The 20,293-nt window shown below is 33.8% G+C and carries 24 protein-coding genes; 11 read left to right on the plus strand and 13 right to left on the minus strand.

Going from position 1 to position 20,293, the window contains the following annotated elements:
- Positions 1-101 precede the first annotated feature (101 nt).
- From ychF to H6589_04585, 3 genes are all read left to right on the plus strand, one after another.
- Positions 102-1,199 carry a redox-regulated ATPase YchF gene (gene ychF / locus H6589_04575; GenBank protein ID MCB9173863.1) on the plus strand — a complete coding sequence of 366 codons (1,098 nt, stop codon included), beginning with the start codon at positions 102-104 and terminating at the stop codon, positions 1,197-1,199.
- Positions 1,200-1,331: 132 nt separating this feature from the next.
- Positions 1,332-1,913 carry a DUF2179 domain-containing protein gene (locus H6589_04580; GenBank protein MCB9173864.1) on the plus strand — a complete coding sequence of 194 codons (582 nt, stop codon included), beginning with the start codon at positions 1,332-1,334 and terminating at the stop codon, positions 1,911-1,913.
- 22 nt (positions 1,914-1,935) lie between these two features.
- Complete coding sequence (locus tag H6589_04585; GenBank protein MCB9173865.1) at positions 1,936-3,459, plus strand: SulP family inorganic anion transporter; 1,524 nt, start codon at positions 1,936-1,938, stop codon at positions 3,457-3,459.
- A 4-nt stretch (positions 3,460-3,463) separates the two neighbouring features.
- On the opposite strand, the gene H6589_04590 is transcribed toward H6589_04585, so the two are convergent.
- From H6589_04590 to H6589_04615, 6 genes are all read right to left on the minus strand, one after another.
- Positions 3,464-4,138, minus strand: coding sequence for an ABC transporter ATP-binding protein (locus H6589_04590; GenBank protein ID MCB9173866.1), 675 nt, complete (start codon positions 4,136-4,138; stop codon positions 3,464-3,466).
- Positions 4,135-5,400, minus strand: coding sequence for an ABC transporter permease (locus tag H6589_04595; GenBank protein MCB9173867.1), 1,266 nt, complete (start codon positions 5,398-5,400; stop codon positions 4,135-4,137). The genes H6589_04590 and H6589_04595 overlap by 4 nt, the downstream gene beginning before the upstream one ends.
- Positions 5,397-6,494, minus strand: coding sequence for an efflux RND transporter periplasmic adaptor subunit (locus H6589_04600; protein ID MCB9173868.1), 1,098 nt, complete (start codon positions 6,492-6,494; stop codon positions 5,397-5,399). The genes H6589_04595 and H6589_04600 overlap by 4 nt, the downstream gene beginning before the upstream one ends.
- A gap of 67 nt (positions 6,495-6,561) precedes the next feature.
- Positions 6,562-6,858, minus strand: a complete 297-nt coding sequence (locus tag H6589_04605) for a DUF3817 domain-containing protein (protein MCB9173869.1) — start codon at positions 6,856-6,858, stop codon at positions 6,562-6,564.
- A 5-nt stretch (positions 6,859-6,863) separates the two neighbouring features.
- Entirely contained in the window at positions 6,864-7,970 is a 1,107-nt protein-coding gene (locus tag H6589_04610; protein ID MCB9173870.1) for an acyl-CoA desaturase, read from the minus strand.
- 281 nt (positions 7,971-8,251) lie between these two features.
- On the minus strand, positions 8,252-9,607 hold the full coding sequence (locus H6589_04615) for a peptidoglycan synthetase (protein MCB9173871.1): 1,356 nt from the start codon (positions 9,605-9,607) through the stop codon (positions 8,252-8,254).
- Between the two features lie 240 nt (positions 9,608-9,847).
- On the opposite strand from H6589_04615, the gene H6589_04620 reads away from it, so the two are divergent.
- Together H6589_04620 and H6589_04625 are read left to right on the plus strand one after the other, a co-directional pair.
- Positions 9,848-10,687, plus strand: coding sequence for an MBL fold metallo-hydrolase (locus H6589_04620; GenBank protein ID MCB9173872.1), 840 nt, complete (start codon positions 9,848-9,850; stop codon positions 10,685-10,687).
- Between the two features lie 162 nt (positions 10,688-10,849).
- On the plus strand, positions 10,850-11,629 hold the full coding sequence (locus H6589_04625; GenBank protein ID MCB9173873.1) for a DUF4476 domain-containing protein: 780 nt from the start codon (positions 10,850-10,852) through the stop codon (positions 11,627-11,629).
- Between the two features lie 136 nt (positions 11,630-11,765).
- On the opposite strand, the gene H6589_04630 is transcribed toward H6589_04625, so the two are convergent.
- The 6 genes from H6589_04630 to H6589_04655 all read right to left on the minus strand — a co-directional run bounded on the left by H6589_04630 (position 11,766) and on the right by H6589_04655 (position 14,336).
- Positions 11,766-12,170, minus strand: a complete 405-nt coding sequence (locus H6589_04630; GenBank protein MCB9173874.1) for a DUF1801 domain-containing protein — start codon at positions 12,168-12,170, stop codon at positions 11,766-11,768.
- 5 nt (positions 12,171-12,175) lie between these two features.
- Entirely contained in the window at positions 12,176-12,508 is a 333-nt protein-coding gene (locus H6589_04635; protein MCB9173875.1) for a DUF1801 domain-containing protein, read from the minus strand.
- A gap of 2 nt (positions 12,509-12,510) precedes the next feature.
- Positions 12,511-13,062 (minus strand): dihydrofolate reductase family protein, encoded by a 552-nt coding sequence (locus tag H6589_04640; protein MCB9173876.1) that lies wholly within the window; start codon positions 13,060-13,062, stop codon positions 12,511-12,513.
- Positions 13,063-13,069: 7 nt separating this feature from the next.
- A complete protein-coding gene (arr, locus tag H6589_04645; GenBank protein ID MCB9173877.1) occupies positions 13,070-13,519 on the minus strand; it encodes an NAD(+)--rifampin ADP-ribosyltransferase in 450 nt (149 codons plus the stop codon).
- A gap of 78 nt (positions 13,520-13,597) precedes the next feature.
- On the minus strand, positions 13,598-13,951 hold the full coding sequence (locus tag H6589_04650; GenBank protein MCB9173878.1) for a transcription initiation protein: 354 nt from the start codon (positions 13,949-13,951) through the stop codon (positions 13,598-13,600).
- A gap of 1 nt (position 13,952) precedes the next feature.
- The gene (locus H6589_04655; protein ID MCB9173879.1) at positions 13,953-14,336 is read right to left on the minus strand and encodes a DUF1801 domain-containing protein; all 384 of its coding nucleotides are present in this window, start codon (positions 14,334-14,336) and stop codon (positions 13,953-13,955) included.
- A gap of 192 nt (positions 14,337-14,528) precedes the next feature.
- Here H6589_04655 and H6589_04660 point away from each other — a divergent pair, with 192 nt between their 5' ends.
- Positions 14,529-14,816, plus strand: coding sequence for a hypothetical protein (locus tag H6589_04660; GenBank protein ID MCB9173880.1), 288 nt, complete (start codon positions 14,529-14,531; stop codon positions 14,814-14,816).
- A gap of 36 nt (positions 14,817-14,852) precedes the next feature.
- Positions 14,853-15,461, plus strand: coding sequence for a hypothetical protein (locus H6589_04665; GenBank protein ID MCB9173881.1), 609 nt, complete (start codon positions 14,853-14,855; stop codon positions 15,459-15,461).
- A 54-nt stretch (positions 15,462-15,515) separates the two neighbouring features.
- Here the strand turns inward: H6589_04665 and H6589_04670 are convergent, their stop codons facing one another.
- The gene (locus H6589_04670) at positions 15,516-15,854 is read right to left on the minus strand and encodes a single-stranded DNA-binding protein (protein MCB9173882.1); all 339 of its coding nucleotides are present in this window, start codon (positions 15,852-15,854) and stop codon (positions 15,516-15,518) included.
- A gap of 180 nt (positions 15,855-16,034) precedes the next feature.
- Between H6589_04670 and H6589_04675 the strand changes: the two genes are divergently transcribed.
- The 4 genes from H6589_04675 to H6589_04690 all read left to right on the plus strand — a co-directional run bounded on the left by H6589_04675 (position 16,035) and on the right by H6589_04690 (position 20,286).
- Complete coding sequence (locus H6589_04675; GenBank protein MCB9173883.1) at positions 16,035-16,394, plus strand: hypothetical protein; 360 nt, start codon at positions 16,035-16,037, stop codon at positions 16,392-16,394.
- A gap of 152 nt (positions 16,395-16,546) precedes the next feature.
- The gene (locus tag H6589_04680; protein ID MCB9173884.1) at positions 16,547-17,506 is read left to right on the plus strand and encodes a transglycosylase SLT domain-containing protein; all 960 of its coding nucleotides are present in this window, start codon (positions 16,547-16,549) and stop codon (positions 17,504-17,506) included.
- 134 nt (positions 17,507-17,640) lie between these two features.
- On the plus strand, positions 17,641-18,567 hold the full coding sequence (locus H6589_04685; protein ID MCB9173885.1) for a tryptophan 2,3-dioxygenase: 927 nt from the start codon (positions 17,641-17,643) through the stop codon (positions 18,565-18,567).
- A 174-nt stretch (positions 18,568-18,741) separates the two neighbouring features.
- Positions 18,742-20,286, plus strand: coding sequence for a Re/Si-specific NAD(P)(+) transhydrogenase subunit alpha (locus H6589_04690; GenBank protein MCB9173886.1), 1,545 nt, complete (start codon positions 18,742-18,744; stop codon positions 20,284-20,286).
- Positions 20,287-20,293: the final 7 nt, after the last annotated feature.

Below are 20,293 nucleotides of genomic sequence, written 5' to 3' on the forward strand. Positions count from 1 at the left end.
TATGTTGTTCAAATTTTGAATTAATGATGTTTAACGAATATTTTATCTCAATTATAAGGAGCTTTTAAACTATATTTGCAGCCTTAAAAAATAAAATTTGTATGGCTTTAAAATGTGGTATAGTGGGTTTGCCAAATGTTGGAAAATCTACGTTGTTTAACTGTTTGTCGAATGCTAAAGCACAATCGGCAAATTTTCCGTTTTGTACTATTGAACCCAATGTTGGTGTAATTACTGTGCCTGATGAGCGTTTAGAAAAATTAGAAAGTTTAGTTAAACCAGAAAGAGTTTTGCCAACTACCATTGAAATAGTTGATATTGCTGGTTTAGTTAAAGGAGCGAGTAAAGGGGAAGGTTTAGGGAATAAATTTTTAGCTAACATTAGAGAAACTGATGCGATTATACATGTGTTGAGATGTTTTGATGATGATAATGTGGTGCATGTTGATGGTTCAGTAAACCCAATAAGAGATAAAGAAATTATTGATATTGAATTGCAATTAAAAGATTTTGAAACGGTAGAAAAGAAATACGATACCATTAAACGTAAGGTTCAAACTGGTGATAAAAGTGTAGCTAAAGAAGGTGAATTGTATCAACGTGTATTAAAAACCTTGGAGCAAGGTAAATCTGTTCGTACGTTGGAATTTTCTGAAGATGAAAAAGAATTTATTCGTCCTCTTCAATTGATTACTGCAAAGCCAGTGCTTTATTTATGTAATGTAGACGAAAATTCTGTAAAAACAGGAAATGCACACGTTGAAGCTGTAAAAAACGGTGTAAAAGACGAAGGTGCAGAAGTATTGGTAATTGGAGCTCAAATAGAAGCAGATATTGCTGAATTAGAAACTTACGAAGAGCGTCAAGAATTTTTACAAGATTTAGGATTAGAAGAAGCAGGTGTTAATAAATTGATTCGTGCTGCATACAAATTATTAAACTTACAAACGTATTTTACCGCAGGAGTAAAAGAAGTTAGAGCTTGGACCATAAAAAAAGGCATGACTGCTCCACAAGCTGCTGGAGTAATCCATACCGATTTTGAAAAAGGTTTTATTCGTGCAGAAGTTATCAAATACAACGATTTTATTACGTTTGGCTCTGAATCGGCGGTTAAAGATGCTGGTAAATTGGGTGTTGAAGGTAAAGAGTATGTGGTTGAGGATGGAGATGTAATGCATTTTAGATTTAACGTTTAAAAAGGGAGTTAGAAGCAGGAAGTTGGAAGACAGAAGACAGAGGGTAGAAGTTGGTATTGAATGGGGTTGGGAGGTGTCTTTGATTGACAGGAATTTGAAGAATCAAGATAATTAACAAATCGTAAATTAACCATGTTACTTAACATTTCTCCACAAGAGTTTGATTATTTTAGTTGGGTAATTCTCCCCATTATTATTTTCTTTTCACGGTTAACCGATGTTAGTTTAGGTACTTTACGTCATGTATTTATCTCAAAAGGTTATCGTAAAATTGTTCCCTTTCTTGGTTTTATTGAAGTGTTGATATGGATTATTGTAGTAGCCCAAGTGATGCAAAACTTATCGAATTGGGTTTGTTATGTAGCTTATGCAGGAGGTTTTGCAGCAGGTACGTATGTTGGATTGTTGATTGAAGAGAAATTAGCACTAGGGTTACAAGTTATTCGTGTTATTACCAATCAAAACTGCGAAGAATTGATTGCAGATTTAAAAAGCAATAATCATGGTGTAACCGTTGTGGATGCACAAGGAGCTGTTGGACCTGTTAAAATGTTGTTTACCATTATTAAACGTAAAAATGTGCCTATGGTGGTGGACAGAATTTCTACTTTTTTACCCAATGCTTTTTTTACGATAGAAGATATTAAAAATACCAATCAAGGAGTATTTACTAAAACTCCACGATTTAATATGCTGTTTCGGAAATCGAAATAAGATAAACCATTAAAAACATTAAATGAAAAAATATTTTAATCTGTTTGATTTATCACAAAAAGTAAATTATCGTACCGAAGTTTTATCTGGGTTAACCGTTGCACTTGCTTTGATTCCTGAAGCTGTAGCTTTTGCATTTATTGCAGGGTTATCACCTTTAACAGGCTTGTATGCTGCTTTTGTTATGGGGTTAATAACTTCTATTTTTGGAGGTCGACCAGGTATGATATCTGGGGCAACTGGTGCGGTAGCAGTTGTTTTAGTTACCCTTGCAAAAACTTATGGTGTAGAATATGTTTTTGGGGCAGTAGTTTTAGCTGGTGTTTTACAAGTTTCGGCTGGATTGTTAAAGTTGGGTAAGTTAATGCGATTGGTTCCTCATCCTGTAATTTTTGGTTTTGTTAATGGTTTAGCCATAATCATTTTTATGTCGCAATTAGATCAATTTAAAGATGGATCAGGGAATTGGTTAACAGGTTCGGCTTTATATATTTTATTAGGCTTGGTTTTGGTAACGATGTTAATTATTTGGGGTTTACCTAAATTGACTAAAATTATACCCGCATCTTTAACAGCCATATTAGTAGTTTTTGGCGCTGTAACTTTGTTAGGTATTGATACTAAAACTGTTGGCGATATGGCATCAATAAAAGGTGGTTTCCCTCCTTTTCACTTGCCTTCAATTCCCTTAAATTTAGAAACTTTAACCATTATTTTTCCTTATGCAGCCATTATTGCAGGGGTAGGTTTAATTGAGAGTTTATTAACCTTAAATATTATTGATGAGATAACTGAAACAAGAGGTAGAGGTAATAAAGAGGCAGTTGCACAAGGTGCTGCAAATATATTATCTGGAGTTTTTTCAGGAATGGGTGGTTGTGCCATGATTGGTCAAAGTTTAATCAATATTTCATCTGGAGCTAGAGCTCGATTATCAGGAATTGTAGCATCTGTAATGTTGTTGGTTTTTATCATGTTTGGTTCTGGTTTAATAGAGAAATTACCTATGGCAGCCTTAACTGGGTTAATGATTATGGTATCGATAGGAACTTTTGAGTGGGCTAGTTTAAGAACATTTACGAAGATGCCTAAGTCTGATATTTTTGTAATGGTTTTGGTAACCTTGGTTACAGCGGTATTACATAATTTAGCTTTAGCTGTATTAATAGGGGTTGTTATTGCTGCATTAGTTTTTGCCTGGGACAATGCAAAACGAATTAGAGCAAGAAAACATACCGATGAAAATGGGGTGAAACATTATGAAATTTATGGACCCTTATTTTTTGGATCGGTAACAGCATTTAACGAAAAGTTTGATGTACTAAACGACCCCAAAGAAGTGATAATTGATTTTGCCGAAAGTAGAGTAGTGGATATGTCGGCTATTGAAGCATTGAATAAATTAACTGAACGCTACCATAAGGTTGGTAAAAAAATTCACATCAAACACTTAAGTAAGGATTGTATTGATTTACTTAAAAATGCAGAACAAATTATCGATGTAAATGTAATGGAAGACCCTACCTATAAAGTAGTGTTGGATTAAAAAATCAACCAATTATACTACCATCACCCATTTCAATAATTCGATCGGTTTTATCCGCAAATTCTTTATCGTGAGTTACAACTAGCAGGGATAAATTTTGTTCATGGCTTAATTGTCTGAAAATATTAAAAACATTATCGGCATTGTGACTATCTAAATTACCCGTTGGTTCATCTCCCATTATAATGGTAGGGTTGTTTATTAAAGCTCGAGCAATAGCAACCCGTTGTTTTTGCCCACCTGAAATTTTTGAGGCCAATTTTAAGGCTTGATCTCCAATGTGTAATAGGTTTAGTTTTTCCATTGCATCGTGTTCAATTTCTTGAAGCGATTTTTCGGCTAATTTTTTTGCTGGCAACATCACATTTTCTAAAATGGTAAATTCTGGTAACAAGTAATGAAATTGGAAAACAAAACCGATGTGTTTATTTCTGATAAAAGCCAACTCATTAGCAGTTTTTCCAGTTATAAGTTCGTTGTTGATAAACAATTCGCCTTGATAGTCTGTATCCATGGTAGAAAGGATATATAAAAGCGTAGATTTTCCACAGCCAGATTTACCCATAATAGAAGTAAATTCACCTTGCTTAATATCAAAAGACACATCTTTAAGTGCATGGAAATCTACAGCACCTTTAAAAAATTTATTGATATTTTTTGCTTCTAAAACTGTTGTCATTGTCCTCTTATTATTTCAACGGGGTCAATTCGTTGTGCTTTTTGTGCAGGTAAATAACCTGCTAAAAAGGTAGAAATCATGGCAAATACCATTCCTACCACATAATACACGTAATTAAAGTTTACAGGAAATGTTTTTATGGTTGGTAGTGCTTCTGTTTCAAATGGTAAATGACTGATAATGGTTGACACCACAAAACCCAATATTAATCCTAAAATACCTCCTATAAAACCAATAATTACTGCCTGACTGATAAAGATTAGTTTTACATCAAAACCTGAAAAACCAGTTGCTTTTAAAATGGCAATATCGTTCATTTTCTCGTAAATCATCATGTTTAAGATATTATATATTCCAAAACCAGCTACTATTAAAAGTGTAAAAGAAACAGCATAAGTTATTAAGTTTCGAATTGATGTTCCGGTCTCAAATTGTGCGTTGGCAGTGTTAATGTCAATGGCTGTTAAATTATATTGTTTGCTCAGCATTTTAGCCATTGGTACAGCATCTTCAATGTTATGTAGTTTTAAATTAATATCGGTAATGTAGCTTTCGTTTTCACCTAAAATACGTTGAGCAGTTTTTAAATTAACATAGCTCTGTACATTGTCGATATCAGCTAAACCACTTTGAAAAAATCCAACAATTTTTAAAGGGATAATGTCTCCTTTAGCAGTTGCAAGTTGAACACGGTCGCCCATTTTTAAAGACATTTTTTTTGCAGCACCAATTCCAATTAAAATTGCGTTAGAGTTGTTTTCTAAATCTTCGGCACTACCAGAAACAATATAATTATGAAAATTAAAATAAGCTGATTCATCTTTTGGGTTTATCCCAGTTACAATTCCATTTAATTCTATAGCTCCAGCAACATAAAAAACTTGTGTTTTAACTTGTGGTAAAGCTATTTTTACTTTGGGGTCGTGATTCAAGTGATTGATGATTGGTAGGGCATTGTGTATTTTTAATTGAGTTTGTTTTGGTTTAACCGAACTCACTACATTCATGTTGTTCGATAATTCATCAAACAATTTTACAGGTTGGTTGTTGGTTTGTTTAATTTCATTGTAAACGTGTACGTGCGGTGTACGGTCTAAAATTAAACCATCTAACAAGCCATTTAAGCCCGTCATAAAACTCATTAAAATAATAAAAGCACCAATACCAAAAGTTACGCCCAAAGCAGCTATAGCCGTTTGTTTTATTTTTGATAACAAATGGGTTTTTGAAATGTTTAATATAACAATAAACCAATTCATTATTCTTCAGGTAGGTAAATTAGGGTGTTTTCATCGATACCAGATAAAATTTCAATTTGGTCTAAACTTTCTAATCCAGTAGTAACGGCTTTTTTTCCATTGGTGGTTTCAATGGTTTTATCCTTGTTTAAATAAACTTTTGGTAACACTAGTGCATTTTTCTTGGTTGAAATTAAGATGTTTGCTTCGCCCGATAATCCTGGGTATAAAGCTTTTGGATTCTCTACAAACTCGGCTTCAACTTTAAAGGTTTGCGAACGTTCATTCTTTTGAGGATAAATTTTAGTGATTTTTGCTTCAAACACTTGATTTTTATACGCTTCTAAGGTTATTAAAACCGATTGGTTTAGTGCTATTCTAACAATATCAACTTCATCAACCAATAATTCGGCAATAAATTTAGTGGTGCTACCAATCATGGCAATAGGTTGTTGGGCTAATACAAGTTCTCCTGCATTTTTAAAAATACTGTAAACTCGCCCGTTTATTTTACTTTGAATGGTATAGTCTTTTGATAGGAACAATGTTGACTCGTAATTGTTGGTAGCTTGTTGAACTTGTTGTTTTAACTCGTTTTCGGTTCTTAAATACTTGTTTTTTAATGTTTTTAGGTTTTGTTGCGAGGTTTCAAAAACAAGTTTTTTACCATCGTATTCGGCTTGTGAACCAATTTTCTGTTTCCATAAATTTTCTTGACGCTGAAAATTTAACGAGTCATTTTTAAACCTTAGTTCTGCTAATTTTAGTTCGTTTTTTAAATCTTCTAAAATAGCGTGTTGACCACTGTAATTGCTTTTAGCAATTTCCATCGACAATCGAGCATTTTCGGAACTCAGCTTTGGATTGTTGTTGGTAATTTGAAAAATGTTTTGACCAATTACTACCGTATCGCCTTCTTCAACTAATGCTTTTTCTAGAATACCTGTGGCAAGCGAATAAACCGAATATAAACTATCGGGCTGAATGGTTACCGATGAATAAACAGATTCTGTTATGTCTTGACGAACTGGTTTTGTCTGAGTTTGATTACTTTCTTTGCAACTTGTAATAAACAGAATTAAGGTTGTAGAAAATAGAATGTTTAGTTTAATAGACATTTTAGGTTTGTTTTCCTCAAAATTACAGGAAATAAACAGCTTAATCAATGACAATTATCAAGGATAATTAGTTGTTTTTAAACAGTTTTCTATCGGCATAAAAAGTACCAAACGGAAACACTGATGCAGCTAAAGCTAAAAGAGTGTTTTTCATGTTCCATTTTAATTGATCTCTTACAACAACTACCAATAAAATGTATGCAACAAACAATAAACCATGAGCCATCCCAACAATTTTAACCATTTCGGGTTTGTTGTACAGATATTTTAAAGGCATAGCAATTCCAAGAAGAACTAAAAAAGATACACCTTCTAAAAAAGCATTTATTCGATAAATTTTAACGATGGTCGAATTCTTATCCATTTACTTTAACTGTTTTTTAGGTCGTAAGAACCAGTTCCCAACTGATTTAACAATGCAAAATGACTTCTTACTGCTCCAAAAAAAGTTTTATGTTGGTAGTAAGGTAAGTTAAATTCTAAAGCGGTTGCTTTTACTATTTTCGATAATTTTTTATAATGAACATGACAAATATTTGGGAATAAATGATGTTCAATTTGATAGTTTAATCCGCCAACAAACCAAGAAAATAAAACGCTTTTATCTGCAAAATTGGCTGTAGTTTGTAGTTGGTGGATTGCCCAATTGTTCTCTACATTTCCACTTGTATCTGGTTCGTAGAAACTAGTTTCTTCAATTACGTGGGCAGGTTGAAAAATGTATGATAATATCAATCCGCAAACAAATTGCATTAATACAAATCCAATTAAAATTTGCCACCAAGGTAAATCAACTAAAATTAGAGGTAAAACTAATGTTAATCCTAAATACCAAGCTTTATTTATAATTAGCAAGGTCATGGCTTTGGTATAAGTTAATCCTTGACCAGCCAGCAAGTTTTGTTTTTTGTACTGATAAAGTTTTCCGAAATCTTTAAATAATAACCAGTTTATTGTCATCATTCCATACAGGAAAGAAGCATAATAAGCTTGAAACATAAACCATTTGCTGCTTTTTTGTTTTGGCGATAATCTTAAAACAGGCACATCTATATCATCATCTAAACCCTCTACATTCGTAAATGTATGATGCAAAACATTGTGTTGTATCTTCCAATTTACGTGATAGGCACCCAAAAAATTAAGTAAAAAGCCAAGCACTCCATTTACATGTTTATTCTTTGAATAAGAGCCATGATTGGCATCGTGCATAATAGATAATCCAATACCCGACATACCAAATCCCATAATTAACCACATTAACATTACCCACCAAAAAGAGCTTATAACACCTGTTAACATTAAAACCAGTGGGGTAAAGTATAGGCTAATCATAAAAGCTGTTTTAAACTTCATGTTTAGGTTGGCATGTTTAGAAATGTTGTTGTCTTTAAAATGTTGGTTAACTCTCTTTCTCAATTCTTTAATGAATTCAGGTCTATCAGAAACGTTAAACTTTACAAAGGGAGTACTCATTTAGTTCTTTTTAGCAAAAGTACGCTTAAAAGCTAGATAAATTAAGCTTTTTGACTTTTGTTATAAACAGCGTAAATGTAAATCAACTATTAGTTAACCTAAAAAATACATCAAGGTATTTACCACATAGGTACATAGAATAATATAGCTAAAGTTCATTCTAAAAAGTTACTCAATAGTCATTTCTCCGATATATCGGAGAAAACTATGCTTGGTTTATGGTTTTTTTGTAGAAGGCAAGCTATGTAGCTATGTGGTTTTGGTTTTATTTCTAACTAGAATTAGATTAGTTTTTCACCAAATTGGTTTAGGTTAATACCATCAAAATTTCCAGAACTCATTAAAAGCAATACGCTGTTGTTCCAATCCTTTGCTTTTAGCATATCAAACAATTCGTTGGAGTTGGTGTAAACTGTAACGTTTTTTGAACCAAAAGCTTCTTTCACTTCATCGGTACTTAAAGCTGCCAATTTTTTGTGTTCGAGCGTATGTGAGCTAAAATACACATATGCCTCATCAGCAGTTTCCATGCTGTTGTGGTATTCGCTTAAAAAAGCTTTGTTTAAGCTGCTAAAAGTGTGCAGTTCCATACAAGCAATTAATTTACGATTGGGATATTGTTTTTTAACCGCAGCTGTAGTTGCTTTTAGTTTTGATGGAGAATGAGCAAAATCCTTGTAAATTGCAGTAGTATTGTTTTTAGCGATTAACTCTAAACGTTTGGCTGCACCTTTAAAGCTTTGAATGGCTTCGTAAAATTTGTTGTCGTTAATTTTTAGTTGATTACAAACCAATCGAGCACCTTCCATGTTTTGCAAGTTGTGGTCGCCAAAAATTTCTAACGGCACTTTATTTCCATGAATGATTACCGAAGTAACACCATTCTCAATCACATTTTCAGGGGTTTGGTATCCAATTCTGTCAATATCAGGATTTGGAGTAGTTAAAGCCACTCGGTTTACTTCTGGGTCGGCTTTACAATACACCAATACGCCATCTTTTTCAATCAAAGTAATAAACTTGCTGAATTGCTCTACATAGTTTTCAAAAGTTGGAAAAACGTTGATGTGGTCCCAAGCAATACCGCTTATTAGGGCAATGTTTGGATGGTACAAATGAAACTTTGGACGTAAATCAATGGGAGAGGAGAGGTATTCATCACCTTCAAGAACGATGATTTTTGCATCAGTAATTTTTACCATGGTATCGAAACCAGCCAACTGAGCACCTACCATGTAATCGAAATCTATTTTGCAGTAACTCAATACGTGTAAAACCATTGAGGTAATGGATGTTTTTCCATGGCTTCCACCAATAACTACACGAATTTTATCCTTTGATTGCTCGTAAATGTATTCAGGATAAGAATATACTTTTAAACCTAATTCTTGTGCTTTTAACAATTCAGGATTATCTTTTCGAGCGTGCATTCCTAAAATTATAGCATCAAGATCGGCTGTTATTCTATTTTCGTCCCAACCAAATTTTTCGGGTAACAAACCATAGCTAGCAATTCTACTTTTGCTGGGTTCAAAAATCTCATCGTCCGACCCCGTTACGTTAAACCCTTTTTTGTGTAAAGCAATCGCTAAATTGTGCATAGCACTTCCGCCAATGGCAATAAAATGTACTCTCATAGTTGTTTTCTTTTTGCTAACTTACCTAATATCCACTTGCTAAAAATAAAGTAAAACTTCAATTTTCAACATTACATTGTTATTAGTTCGGTATATGTAATTCATCTTAAATAGGTATTTTTGATTATTAATAATTTAAAAAATTAGTGCTCGCTGATTTCGCCGATATCCGCAGATTTTGTCTGCGATAATTTCCGAAATCTGCGAGAAAATCAAGTACTTCATTTTAAAATTAATTACATGAAAATACATCCCTTAAATACAGGAAATTTTAAATTAGATGGTGGAGCCATGTTTGGCGTTGTACCAAAGTCTATTTGGCAACGAACAAATCCTGCCGACAGCAATAACATGTGCGATTGGAGTATGCGTTGTATGTTGATTGAGGATGGTGATAAACTAACCTTGATTGATAACGGTATTGGTAACAAACAAGATGATAAATTTTTTAGTCATTTTTACTTGCATGGAAACGACAGCCTAGAAGGCAACCTAAAAAAACTTGGATTTAGTACCGATGATATCACCGACGTGTTTTTAACACATTTGCATTTCGACCATTGTGGTGGAGGTATAAAATGGAACAACGACCGTACAAAATTTGAAGCTACCTTTAAAAATGCCAATTATTGGACCAATAGCCGCCATTGGAAATGGGCAACAGAGCCTAATCAACGTGAAAAAGCTTCGTTTTTAAAAGAAAACATTATACCCATGATTGAGTTAGATCAATTAAAATTTATTGATAAAGACGGGTTTAACTATTTTGATATTCTCTTGGCTGATGGACATACCGATGCTCAAATGATTCCTCACATTAATTATCAAGGTAAAACGGTTGTTTTTATGGCAGATTTGTTGCCATCGGTTGGACACATACCCTTGCCTTATGTAATGGGTTACGATACTCGTCCCTTAATTACTTTAGATGAAAAAGGACGGTTTTTAAAAGAAGCAGCCGACAAAGAATACGTGTTGTTTTTGGAGCACGATGCTGTAAATGAGTGTTGTACCGTACAACATACCGAAAAGGGAGTGCGTTTAAAAGATACGTTTAAGTTTAGTGAATTATTTAGCTAAATTTTGAGAGTTGTCAGTTCGAGTGTTTTTTGAGCAATGCAATGAATCAAAAAATGTATCGAGAACAGTGCTTAATAAATTTGTTGTTTTCGATACAATTTTCTATCGAAAATCACTCAAACTGACAAATTTATTAGGAATATTGGTAGTAAAAAGTAGTAAATGAAGAAACAAGTATTTGTTGTTGTTTTAATGATATTGTTTGGCGGTGTAAGTTTTGCACAACAAACCTCTGTGGTTGTAAAAAGCAGCAACGAAGCAAAACTGTTTCAAGCGAGTATCAATAATTTTTTGGTGAATAAAACGGCTACCAATAACCTAAAAGTTACGGGATTAATTCCTCAAGGTAAATACTATTTAGAAATCCGCTTTGTAAACGATACTGCTGTTTTTGAAACTCCCCTAAACATTGTCGATGTGGGCTTTTACCATTTGTACACGATAAATGAAAAAGGCATACAATTAAAAAAAATTGCTCCAGATTACGAAGTAATTGAACCCAACCAATTGGTAGTAAAGTATGGCGCGCAAGCTATAAATACAGCAAAAGTAGATACTGTTTTAAAAACAGATACAACAGTAATCGACACTACCAATCGTTACCAAATGCCTGATTATTATGGAAAAGTGGGTTGCCCTTGGCCAATAAAAGACGATGAATTTGCTGCTTTTAAGCTAAACTTAAACAACCAGCGTTTGGAAGATGATAAACTCGCTTATTGCAAAGAATATTTAGCTAATTCGTGTTTAATTGCTAAACATGTAGCAGAAGTATTAACTGTTTTTGAATACGAAGAAGCCAAACTAGCTTTTGCTAAATTTATTTACCCTCGAACCTTCGATTTGGATAACTTTTTACCCGAAACCCGCAAGCACTTTAAATTTACCAATAGCATAGACCAGTTGATTAAAGAGTTTAAAATTCAGCAAAATAAAAATTAACGGTTTGCAGCTATAAGAAGTTGGCGATGTCGAAGCACAAAACTTTCAACCTGCATAAAAGTTTGATTGAAAAACTGAACTTCATTTAACCACCGAACCGCCAATTTCTTATAGGTGCTGTTAGCGGTTCGTTGTTTTATTTCGCTGCTTTTATCCATTCGTTTATTATTGTTGTCAATTCAGTTTTTCCACTTTCGATGTCTTGCAAACTTTTAAAAGTTACAATTGCTCTATCATTTTCTTTCCAAACTAACATTTTGCTTTTATTAGATATTAATTTGTCTTTAGGTTGCGCCTGCTTTTTTGCACCTCTATGAAAGATTAACTGTACTTGCTTAGTCGGAGGTTGAACTCTCATTGTAATTCGGTCTTCATTGTTAAAACAATAATTGGGTCCGTTCCACTTTATGTTTTCTTCCAATCTGTTATTTGCTTCTAAAATACAAATTCGCAACTGCTCAATTTCATTTCTAAACGGATGTTTTAGTGCTTCTAATAAGGCAGTTACCTCAATATTCAGGTTTATTATTTGTTCTGACATTTTTATCAAAGTTTTGATTTCAACGTTATAATTTTCTTTATTAATTCTATTGGCATAGGTTTGTCGAGCATAAAATGTAGACTGTCTTTTGTTTTTTTAGCTCTATATTTTGAGACTTCTTCTTCAATTTCTGGCAGTACATAAACTGGATAAAAACCAATATGCCTTTTGTGTGCGGCAAAGTACAGATGATGTTTGCCTACTTTAAATGCTGGCATTTTATAGCGAATACTTTCCTCTGTGTCTGGTAAAACTTCAAAAAATAATTGTCGCAGAATTTCAAGTCTTGATTGAATTTCAGGTTTAAACAGTGATATGTAATTTTCAACTTCGTTCATTTTTATTCTCGTGTTGGTTCATAATAAAATATTGTCGCACCAGAGTTTAATGTTTTTGTCTTAATGAGTTTTAACATTATTCTGTTCTTTATTTGGTCAAATAGTCTTAGCCCTTTCCCTTCTATGATAGGGTGAATACAAATTTGAAATTCGTCAATTAGATTACTGTTTAACAGTTGAATAATCAAGCTCCGACTTCCAATTAAAATGTCATTTCCTGATTGTTGTTTGAGTTCCAAAACTTTATCGTTGAGAGGCCTGTCAGAAGGTTCTGCACTGTCCCAGTTTGTTTCATTTAGTGTGGCGGAAAAAACAATTTTTGGAATTTTGTCTATTGAAATTGCAAAGTCGTCCATTGATTTTTTACCTGATGGATTTTGCAGTAGCGTTTGCCAAAATTGCATCAGTTGATATGTTGTGCGACCATATAAAATAACTCCTGCATTATTTATAAGGTCAGAATAATGTTGGTGAAGATTTTCATCAACAATTCCAACAGTGTGGTCGCAAACTCCGTCAAGTGTCATATTGATGGCTGCAATTACTTTTCTCATAATTTTACTACTCGTCATTTAGTGAATTAATTCCTTGCTCTTTAAGTTTAGTTAAGGCGTCTTTCATTGCTTTAACTTGTTCAGGTGAATGTCCTTGCCAATTAGTAACTTCTCCAACTATTTTAAATGGTTGCGTTGAACGAAAAGATTTTGTTGGATTTCCAGGAAATTTTTTGTCAGTCAAGTCAGGGTCGTCTTCAATTGGTCCAGTTGGTTCAACCAAATAAATTCTTTCCCGTTCTTCTCCAAAAGCAAGTTCAGCGCCCCAAATTGCAGCGTCCAATGTCGCAGAGAGGAAAATGTATTTTGCATTTTTTCTTTGTCCGTAATTAGAGCTGAAACCAACTTCAATAAATTCACCAACTTTCAAGTCAGACCTTGTTCCGTGAAAATATGTCTGCGCGAAAGGTGTCGCAACGTTTCTGCTTGATTTTTGGTCGTTGTTATTATTTTCCATTTTCCGAAATAAGTTTGATTATGATTTAAATGAAAGGCCGAATTCAATGAGAGCCTTTCTTAGTTAACGGTTCTTTGTTTATTGTCCGGGTTGTGCTGTTTCTCGTACTTCAACACTCGTGTTTTGTCCGTTTAAGATTGGGCATTTTTCCGCAATTTTTGTCGCTTCGTCAATGTTTTTTGCTAAAACAATGATGTAACCCGCAATGGAATTATTGTCGGCAATATGTGGCGTTTCAACAACTTCGTTGTTTGGTTTTAGCACTCGTCCTTGTCGGGAAAAATGGTTTCCACCATCTGCCAGTTGGTCATTGTCGGCTATTTCGTTTATCCAACTTATCCATTGTTGCATATAGGTTTCCATTTGTTTTGGCGTTGGTTGTGCTTCTGCGTTTATGATGTCCATTCGGAACAGTAATACAAATTCTTTCATTTTAGTTATCAGTCTGTTTAGTCAAAATTCTTTTAGCGTTTGCCTTTTTGTTGTTTTCGGTCACTCTGAATTTTACAATTCTTTCAATCAATTTGTATGGAATTGGTTTGTCAAGAGGAAACTGTACCGACCCTTTCCCTTGTTTGTATTTTGAAAATTCGTCTTGAAATTCACGGTGTCCAGATGGTTTTGCATAAAATCCGATATGATTTTTAAACGCAGCAAAATAAACCAAAGGTTTTTTATTTGTCTTGTATGCAGGCATTCCGTAGGCAAACATTTCTTCTGCTTCGATTGCGTTGTCTTTTACCAATTTTCTGATGTTCCGCAAAATTTCCTGCACGTTGTCGGGAAATTGTTTAATGTATGTTTCAATTTCGTTCATTTCAGTCGTTTTGCTGTGTCGGTTTACAATGACCGTTAACTTATTTATATGTATGACAAATCTTAAAAATTCGTCATACACATCTTCTATCAAATGTATAAAAATAATACTACAAATCAACTCTATTATTTAATCAATATTTAATCAACAAAACTCACTAATTCTAGTACCTTTATAAAAAAAATAGTAGAAATGACAAAGAGTTTTTTAATATTAGTATCGGTTGTAATGCTATTGTTTCAGGTGTTGTTGGCACAAGAAAATGCTGAAGAAACCGATGTGTATTACAAAAAAATAGTTGTGGTACAAACCTTTGCGGGTAGAGAGTATGTGGGAGAACTAATTAAACAAGACGAAAGAGAGGTGATTCTAGAAACCAAAGAAATAGGTAGAATAGCTATTCCTAAACTAGAAATAAAAACCATGAAACCAGTTGAGGAAGATCAATTAGGAAGAAGTGGAGAGTATATACCTGACTAAGTATTTTCAACACGCTATTTTATTACTACCAACGGTTTGCCTCTTAAAAAAGGAGAAAATTATGTGTTGTGGAACTTGTATGGTCCAGAAATACATTTTGGAGTAAGCGATATTTTTGGAGTTGGGTTAATGACTACTTGGTTTGGAATGCCAATAATTGGGTCGGCTAAATATAGTTTTAATCTCAATGAAAAATGGAATGTTGGGCTTGGAACTTTATTGGGTACAGGTTCATGGGCAGCACCAGATTTTGCTTTAGGCTTGCCTTATGCTTCGTTAACTTATGGAGATAGGAGAACAAACATTACCTTTTCGGGTGGTTATGGTGTAATTGCTTATGGTGGTAATGCCGATGGCAATGCCTTGCTTTCGGTTGCAGGAATGGCAAAAATCAGCAGTAAATTTAGTTTTGTGTTCGATTCATTTATTGTTCCTGACGTTCGTTTTACCAATTCAAATTATAATTCGGTAACTGGAGTATCAACCACAACAACTACTTACAGCCCTGTTGCATTAATTATTCCAGGCTTTAGAATACAAAGCGAAGCGAATAAAGCATTTCAGTTTGGTTTTGCGGGTATTTATGGAAATGGTCAAGTTACTCCAGTACCCATACCATTTATCCAATGGTTTAGAAAATTCTAAAAACAAAAGAGCCGCACCATTGTGTGGCTCTTTTGTTTTAGTTTTAATTGGGTTTTAGTTTTTCCCACCCAACATCAGCAGTTCGTTTACTACAATTTCGGTAACGTATTTTTTGTTGCCATTTTTATCGTCGTAGCTACGACTTACCAATTTGCCTTCAATGGCAATTTCGTTGCCTTTTTGCACGTATTGAGCAATAATGTCGGCTGTTTTACCCCACGCTACTAAATTGTGCCATTGGGTTTCTTTTACGGTTTCACCTTTTGCGGTTCGGTAGGTTTCGTTGGTGGCTAACGAGAATTTAGCTAATTTTTTGCCCGATTCTAAGTTAATAATTTCAGGTGTGTTACCCAAGTGTCCGATTAACTGTACTTTGTTTCTTAAATTGTTCATGATATAAAATTTTAAAGGTTTAACATGTTTTCGATTTATTCGATGAGGCAAAGTAAAGACCATTAAAAACGCCGATTCGGTTATTAAATATTTACATTCGTTTATAGTTGTTTAAAATCGTTTGTTGTCGTTTGTAAACGGATAAAATTTTTGTACATTTGAATTTAAATACAACATATCATGGATAAAAAAGTATGCTTAGAATGTGGTGAACCAGTAAAGGGTAGGGTAGATAAAAAATTCTGCTCCGATGCTTGTCGTAACACTTACAACAACCAAGTAAACAAAGATTCGGTAAACTTGATTCGGAACACCAACAATCAATTACGTAAAAATTGGCGTATTCTTGAAGAGCTAAATCCTACCGAAAAATGTACGGTACCTAAAAAACAGTTGTTAAACAAAGGTTTTGACTTTAATTTATTTACCACAATACTTAAAACCAAAGCAGGCGACATCTATTATTTTTGCTACAATCAAGGTTACCTGCCTATCGAAAACGATTTTTATTTGTTGGTAAAACGAAACTCCACCGATTAGTTTTTAGTCAAACTGAGCTTGTCGAAGTTTTTCTACCAAAACCATACTTAAATTTAATTAAGAATAGTGTGTTAATAAGTTAAAATGCCCAATACGTAACATTTTCAGGTATTTTTCGTTAATTTAAACCTCAGTAATCAAAAACAACATAAATGAAAAAATACATCGTTAATAGCCTACTCATTTTATTTTTGGTGCTTACAGCATCCTTCTATAATCCGTATGTGGAAAAGGTGGAAGTGATGACTGTTACTGGCTTAAACGATTCTGTTGATTATAATTTCATCAAAACACATCAGCTTTATGCAGAGCGTTGGGACACATTAAGTCAGCCAAGTTTTTGGAGGTCATTAATGAACATGTCGCACGATTCGGCCTTAATTAATGTAAGTTCAACTCGTCAAATCATTAAAAAAGTGGCGTTAAAAGATTGGAACAAACAATCTGATTTAGAAAAAGATTTATTTAGAGATAGTGTTCGAAATTATTATTTGTTACCAGCAGAAGAAAAAATTTATTGTACCTCGGGTAAAAAATTCTTTTACGATTTCGATAATGTCATGCCATCCATCTCAAAAGGAATAGAAATTTTTAAAGCAAATAAAGTTGACCCCTTTTATGCACAAGCCATATTGTTGATTGAAAGTCCAAATAAATTACAAAAATCAAATGTTGGAGCTTATGGCTCTTTTCAAATTATGAAAGGAGTGGCTATCAATATGGGATTAAAAGTAAATAGATATGAAGATGAGCGAAAAGATTTTGATAAGTCGGCTTGGGCTGCCGCAAAGTTAATTCGAACCATTTGTATTCCTGAATTAAACAAAATATTAGACGACCATTGTATAGTATATAATCCAACGGATATTTGGTACAGGTTAATGGTTATGCATGTGTACCATGCTGGAGCTGGTAATGTTCGTAAAGTAATGGATGTTATTAATCCAGAAAATGGCGACATGAACCTTATTGTTACCATGTGGCAAACAGAAGCTGGAGGGTTCAGAAATGCTTCTCAAAATTATTCGCAGTTGGTTTTAGCTAGTATGCTCGAATTAGACGATTTAATTTACAACCGTTGTAGTAGTCTGTTTACCTTAACTGGAGAATAAACTCATTAGTTAAAATCCTAAATTATTTGTTGGCAATCTGCCATAAAAATTACATTTTTGTATAATCATGACAAAAGTCAATGGTATTATTCCTTTAAAGTTGTACTATTGAAAAACATTTAAAACAGATTTTTATGAGCAACCAAAACGAGTTGATTGAAAAAATAAATGAAAAGTATACAAAAATGGGCTTAGACCCAGATGCTTTTTTTAAAGGGTTATTGTATGCAAAACCTATCAATTATTGGGATTATATTGAAGTAGAATCGTTGTTGAGTCTGCAAAAACCTCGTACCGATTATCCAGATGAAATGGTTTTTATCATGTATCATCAGGTAACTGAGTTGTTGTTAAACATGATGACGCATGAAATGCATCAAGTATGTAACAAAGCCGATATTACTGCCGATTATTTTATTGAGAAATTAGGACGAATGAATCGTTACATACAAATGTTGGCAAATTCATTTGATGTGATGCGTTTAGGAATGGACCCAAATCAGTATAACGAGTTTCGCTTTTCACTAACTCCAGCAAGTGGTTTTCAGTGTGCGTCATTTAGGTTTGCCGAAATTTATGCTACTGATATCGTAAACTTAGCTGACACAAGAATCAAAAACAATTTACCAGCCAATTACGATATGGCATTTTTGTTCGAAAACATTTATTGGCAAGCAGCAGGCAAGGATCATAAGACAGGAAAAAAATCGTATTTATTAAATTTGTTTGAAGAGAAATACTTGGATAAGTTTATTGACATGGCAAACGAATACAAAACCAAAAACATTTGGCAAAAATATGTGGCAATGCCTGCTTCTGAAAAAAACAACCCAACATTAATTCAAGCACTAAAAGATTTAGATATAGAATTTAACATTAAGTGGCCATTGGTTCATTTACGTGCAGCCGAGCAATATTTAGATAATGGAAGTAAAGTTATTGAAGCAACAGGAGGTAGCGATTGGAAAAAATATTTACACCCCATGTATCAAAAAAGAGTTTTCTTTCCAGGCTTATGGTCGGAAGCTGAACTAAACAATTGGGCAAAAGACTATAAATAGTTTAATTAATTTACGATACAAAAAGCAATGATAACTTCATTGCTTTTTTTGTTTGATAGTTAATGATTTATTGATAATTTCGTTGAGTGCGTGATACTTAGAACTGTTTAGCTTAAGTGTCTGATTTATAGTTGAATTAAGCATGAAAAATTATAAACTTAAAATTTATAACTTATGAAAGTTGGTATTCCAGCCGAAATTTCCCAAAAAGAATTAAGAGTAGCAGCTACTCCAAAAACAGTGCTGCGACTAAAAAAACAAGGTTTTGATGTGTATATTCAAAACAATGCTGGTGCTAAAGCAAACTATTCAAACCAAGCGTTTGAAGAAGCAGGAGCACACATTGTTCAAACTGCAGCTGAAATCTACGGGAGTTCAGATATTGTTTTAAAAGTTAAAGAACCTAGTACCGAAGAGGTTGATATGATGAAAGAAGGATTGGTTTTGTTGAGCTATTTATGGCCAGCGCAAAACCCAGACTTGCTTCAAAAATTAGCCGATAAAAAAGTGAATGCCGTTGCTATGGATGCGATTCCTCGTATTTCAAGAGCTCAAAAAATGGATGTGTTATCATCTATGGCAAACATTGCTGGTTATAGAGCTGTTGTTGAAGGTGCTTTTCATTTCGGACGTTTTTTAAACGGACAAATAACCGCAGCAGGAAAAGTAGATCCAGCTAAAGTATTGGTTATTGGTGCAGGTGTAGCTGGTTTGGCTGCAATTGGAGCTGCTAATTCTTTAGGAGCTATTGTTAGAGCATTTGATACTAGAAAAGAAGTAGCAGAGCAAATCGAGTCGATGGGAGCAACATTCTTAACAGTAGATATTGAAGAAGATGGAGCAACATCATCAGGTTACTCAAAAGTGATGAGTCAAGAATTTATTGATGCTGAAATGGCATTGTTCTTAGAACAAGCTAAGGAAGTTGATATTATCATATCTACCGCACAAATACCAGGTCGAGAGGCTCCAAAGTTAATATTGGATTATCATGTTGCTGCCATGAAACCTGGTTCAGTGATTGTTGATTTAGCAGCATCAACTGGAGGTAACTGTGTGTTGACAAAAAACGACGAAGTTTATACGACAGAAAATGGTGTAACGATTCTAGGTAAATTAGATCAGCTCCCTAATCAAGCATCTCAATTATATGGAAACAACCTTTGTCATTTGTTAGATGATATGGGTAAAGCAGAAGGCTTTAACATTAACATGGAAGATGATGTGGTTTCTAGAGCAATGGTAACATATAATGGTGCTATCAATTGGCCAGCAAAACCACTACCTGTTAGCCCAACAGCAGGAGGTACAGTTAAAGTTGTTCCACCTACAGCTGAGGAAGTTAGAGCTTCTGAAGCACAAAAATCAAAAAAGGCTGCTATTTCAATGGTAATTACTTTAGGAGTAGTTGGAGCATTGTTATTTTTAGTTGGTCGTTATGCACCATCAGAATTTATTCAGCACTTTACCGTATTTATTTTAGCGGTATTTGTTGGATGGCAATTAATTACTAATGTGGCACATTCATTACACACACCTTTAATGGCGGTTACCAATGCTATTAGTGGAATTATTGTAGTTGGAGGATTATTACAAACCACAGATGATATAATGAACCCAATGACCATATTGGCTTTTATAGCCATATTGGTTGCCAGCATTAATATTGTTGGAGGATTTGTTGTTACTCATAGAATGTTGAAAATGTTTAAAAAATAAAGTAAAA

The sequence above is a fragment of the Flavobacteriales bacterium genome (assembly GCA_020635795.1).
Lineage (GTDB): Bacteria > Bacteroidota > Bacteroidia > Flavobacteriales_E > Vicingaceae > Vicingus.